Source organism: Candidatus Cloacimonadota bacterium (assembly GCA_011372345.1).
Classification (GTDB): Bacteria; Cloacimonadota; Cloacimonadia; order Cloacimonadales; family TCS61; genus DRTC01.
Window position 1 is genome coordinate 1 of record DRTC01000076.1, and the last position, 3,943, is coordinate 3,943.

General features: G+C 35.7%; 4 protein-coding genes. 3 read left to right on the forward strand and 1 reads right to left on the reverse strand.

The annotated features are described in order from the left end of the window. Positions 1-243 precede the first annotated feature (243 nt). The 3 genes from glnA to ENL20_01405 all read left to right on the forward strand — a co-directional run bounded on the left by glnA (position 244) and on the right by ENL20_01405 (position 3,040). Positions 244-1,575, forward strand: a complete 1,332-nt coding sequence (gene glnA / locus ENL20_01395) for a type I glutamate--ammonia ligase (GenBank protein ID HHE37212.1) — start codon at positions 244-246, stop codon at positions 1,573-1,575. 29 nt (positions 1,576-1,604) lie between these two features. After that, on the forward strand, positions 1,605-2,447 hold the full coding sequence (locus tag ENL20_01400; protein ID HHE37213.1) for a hypothetical protein: 843 nt from the start codon (positions 1,605-1,607) through the stop codon (positions 2,445-2,447). Positions 2,448-2,518: 71 nt separating this feature from the next. After that, a complete protein-coding gene (locus ENL20_01405) occupies positions 2,519-3,040 on the forward strand; it encodes a DUF4416 family protein (GenBank protein HHE37214.1) in 522 nt (173 codons plus the stop codon). A gap of 4 nt (positions 3,041-3,044) precedes the next feature. Here the strand turns inward: ENL20_01405 and ENL20_01410 are convergent, their stop codons facing one another. After that, positions 3,045-3,668, reverse strand: coding sequence for a YbhB/YbcL family Raf kinase inhibitor-like protein (locus ENL20_01410; GenBank protein ID HHE37215.1), 624 nt, complete (start codon positions 3,666-3,668; stop codon positions 3,045-3,047). Positions 3,669-3,943: the final 275 nt, after the last annotated feature.

The following is a 3,943-nucleotide window of genomic DNA, read 5'->3' on the forward strand; positions in this document are numbered from 1 at the left end:
AACCACCAACTTAAGTTGGTGGTTAATAAGAAGATAGAGGTCATTAACTGATTCATCAGTTTCCAAATTTCGGGCAAAATTTCATACATATTCCAAATTATTGCCTTTTTAGAGTGGACTCAAAATTTAAAAAGAACAAAATTTCCTCTTGACTCTTTGTTTCGTTTTAAAGAAAAGAGATTTAAAAAAACTTGTCATTTTTTGATAATTTGGTAAGTTTGAAAAAAAGGTAAAGGAAACACAATGGACACGAACAAAATCCTGGAACAAATAAAAACCGATATGGTAAATTTTATCCAACTGCAATTCACCGACCTTTACGGAATCGTAAAAAGTCTGACTATTCCCGTAAAACAACTGCCGGATGCTTTTAGAAACGGAGTCTGGTTCGATGGTTCCTCGATCGAGGGATTTTCCCGGATTTGCGAAAGCGATATGTACCTGAAACCGGATATTTCGACTTATGCTGTTATTCCCTGGCTGCATTCCGAATATGGAAGCACAGCACGCTTTATCTGTGATATTTATAATCCGGATGGAAATCCTTTTGAAGGTGATCCTCGATATATCCTGAAAAAAGTTATCAAAGAAACAGCAGATCTTGGATTTGTCTTCAATACCGGTCCCGAATTGGAATTTTTCCTTTTTAAGACCGATAATGGATTGACACCATTACCACACGACAAAGGCGGTTATTTTGATCTTTCGACAGACGAAGCCTACAATATCAGACGGGAAATGAGCGTTGCTCTCGAAGCATTCGGGATTGAGATAGAGACTTCCCATCACGAAGTTGCTATCGGTCAGCACGAGATTTCCTTCAAATACGGAGAAGCCCTGAAAACGGCAGATAATGCCACGACAATGCGTTTTGTCGTGAAAGCGATCGCCCAGAAAAACAATCTTCATGCTACTTTTATGCCCAAACCTCTCGCTCATGAAAATGGTTCAGGAATGCATGTCCATCAAAGTCTTTATTATCAGAAATCCCGTGAAAATGCTTTTTATGATAAAAATGACAAATACAAACTTTCCCAATCTGCTTATAATTATGTAGCCGGACAATTGGCTCATATCAAGGGAATGTCCGCAGTTCTTTCACCGACGGTAAATTCCTACAAAAGACTTGTTCCCGGTTACGAAGCACCGGTTTATATTTGCTGGGGAAGGACGAACAGATCAGCTCTCATCCGCGTTCCCAGTTCGTTTAAAGGAAATCCGCAGTCAACAAGAGTCGAAATCAGGAGTGCTGATCCGAGTTGTAATATTTACCTCGCTTTTGCCGTTATGCTGAAAGCAGGTTTGGAAGGAATTAAGAAAAACTTGACTCCGCCGGACTCTCTTGAAGAGGATATTTATCATTTCAGCGATGAAAAATTAAAAGAAATCGGAGTGGAGATGATCCCGCATTCTTTATATGAAAGTCTGCAGGAACTAAAGAAAGATAAAGTGATCAAGGAAACTCTGGGAAAACACACTTTTGAGAAATACATTCAGGCAAAGAAAAAAGAATGGAATGAATACAGCATCCAGGTCTCGAAATGGGAAATAGAAAATTACCTGGAGAAATATTAAAATTGATCTAAGTTCAAATATGGGATATTATGGAAAATATTATTCAAAGGCAAATCATATTAGCTGATAGAAACAGTTCTAAACTTTTTCTATCTCATTTTAATCTGACTTCTCAAAAACCGGAAATTATTTTTCTGAAAGAAATTTTACTCCATTTTTCTAAAATTCCTTATGAAAACATCAGCAAGATCATCAAATTCAATAAACATCAGAAATTCGAAGATAGAATTCGCTTACCGGAAGAAATAATAGAAGATCATATCCGAAATAGATTGGGTGGAACCTGTTTTTCTCTGACTTTTTTTCTGCAAACAATTTTAACTTCGAACGGTTTTAAATGTTATCCCATAACTGCTGACATGCTCAACAGACCAAACGAACATTGCGCCCTGATCGTAGTTTTGAAAGATAATAAATTTCTGGTCGATCCTGGTTATCTGCTGTCCGAACCCGTACAATTGATATACGGATCGAATATCGTTCAAACGCAGGTAAGTACGATAGAATTAGTTTATGATGATTTAGACGAATTATATCATGTTTATTCTTTTGATGGAATTTATAAAAAATGGAGATATTGTTTTGAGGATAAACCAGTTTCAGATGATGAGTTTCAAAAATACTGGGAAGCTTCTTTTTTCAAAGGAACAATGAATGGAATTTGCCTGAATCAGATTCAAGATGGAAAGATGATGTATGTTCACAATGACTATTTCAGGATCACATCTCTAAAAGGAAAAGAAAAGAAGAAAATTTCTGAAAATTATATTTCATCTATTAATAAGATTTACGGAATTACTCCTGAATTGATCGAGCAGGCACAGTCTTTACTTTTAGAAAAAAAGAGAAAAATCAATCAAAATCTCACCTGAAAAAAACATAAACTTTTCAATTCTTATTGGAAAGAATTTTTTCAGGAGGAGCTTCGGAAAGTTGAAGAAATATGAAACCACACAAACCGCTTCCCGTTAAATTATTTTGCGGAATATTGTATTCAGATGAAAATTTGCTGAAAAAAGCAGAAGAAATTCTTATCCAAAAATTTGGAAGTATCGACTATAAAAGTAAATCTTTTCCTTTTGAGATAACAAATTATTACGAATCCGAAATGGGAAAACCGATCTATCGGATTTTTTTATCTTTTGAGAAATTAATTGATCCGGGAATTCTCGCTCAAATTAAAATCGAGTGTAATAAAATCGAAGATAAACTCGCCATTTCAGGGAAAAGAAAAGTAAATCTCGATCCCGGTTATCTCGATTATGATAAAGTTGTACTCGCTTCCGCAAAATATAATGCTCAAAAAATCTATCTTACTAATGGAATTTATGCTGATCCGACTTTATTCTATCGGAAAGGGAAATTTATTCCTTCAGATTCTGCTTTCCCGGATTTTATGAATGGAACTTATGAGCAGTTTTTTTTGGAAATTCGAGCAAGATATAAAAGAAGATTGAAAGTTTAAATCTTTACATCAACTCCGGATTCAAAGTATAAGTTCCAATCCATTCTGCTTTTTCGAGGATGTGACCTTTCATTGCTTTCAGAACTTCCGGACCTCCGAAAATTCCTTTTAATCCGAGAGTTTCAACATCTAAAGCATAAACTGTAAAAACATAATGATGGATAATTTCGTCATTCCAGGGTGGACACGGACCGTCATAACCACCATAATTTCCTGCCATCTCTTTATCTCCGGCAAACCAGTCAGTGTAATTATTGATCCCGTCAATTCCATATTTGGTGTTCCCCGGTTCTTTTCCTTTCGTGATAACTCCCTCAGACATTGCTCCTTCAGGAATTTCAATGATTGAGGTTGGAATATCGATTAGAATCCAATGATAAAAATCAACTCGAGGTAGATCTTTGGATACTGTTTTTCCTTCCTGATTCACATCGTCACCAACCGAAGGAACATCAGGATCGTGACAGATAATTGCCAATGATTTCGTCCCTTTTGGAATATTGTCCCAACCGAGATGAGGATTTATATTCTCTCCTAAAGAAATATGACCTTCTTCTGAGGGAATACAGAACGCAAATTTTCCTGGAATTTTTGCTCCGTTTTCAAAAGAAAATATTTTAAACCGCATTTTATCCTCCCTGTTTTTTTATGATTGATAAATATTTATTGGTGATTCGGTGTCAAGTTTGAAAAAAGATTAACCCTAATAAAGTAACTCAACTTGCCAAATTGATGAATTTAACTCAAGTTTCGCAGTAATAAAAATCCCTTGTTAAGCTGTCCATTATACACATCTTTTTTTTAGTAACATCATGAACGGCGTATTTCCTTTTCTGTTTGCGTTTGATTCCCACACCTGAAGGTGTGGGTTATTGATTTATCCCAATTTCCAGGAAAATCCGA

What these genes read in the sequence shown, in the direction of transcription:
- glnA (HHE37212.1), top strand. Translation starts at nt 244, where the DNA reads ATGGACACGAACAAAATCCTGGAACAAATAAAAACCGATATGGTAAAT.
- ENL20_01400 (HHE37213.1), top strand. Translation starts at nt 1,605, where the DNA reads ATGGAAAATATTATTCAAAGGCAAATCATATTAGCTGATAGAAACAGT.
- ENL20_01405 (HHE37214.1), top strand. Translation starts at nt 2,519, where the DNA reads ATGAAACCACACAAACCGCTTCCCGTTAAATTATTTTGCGGAATATTG.
- ENL20_01410 (HHE37215.1), bottom strand. Translation starts at nt 3,668, where the DNA reads ATGCGGTTTAAAATATTTTCTTTTGAAAACGGAGCAAAAATTCCAGGA.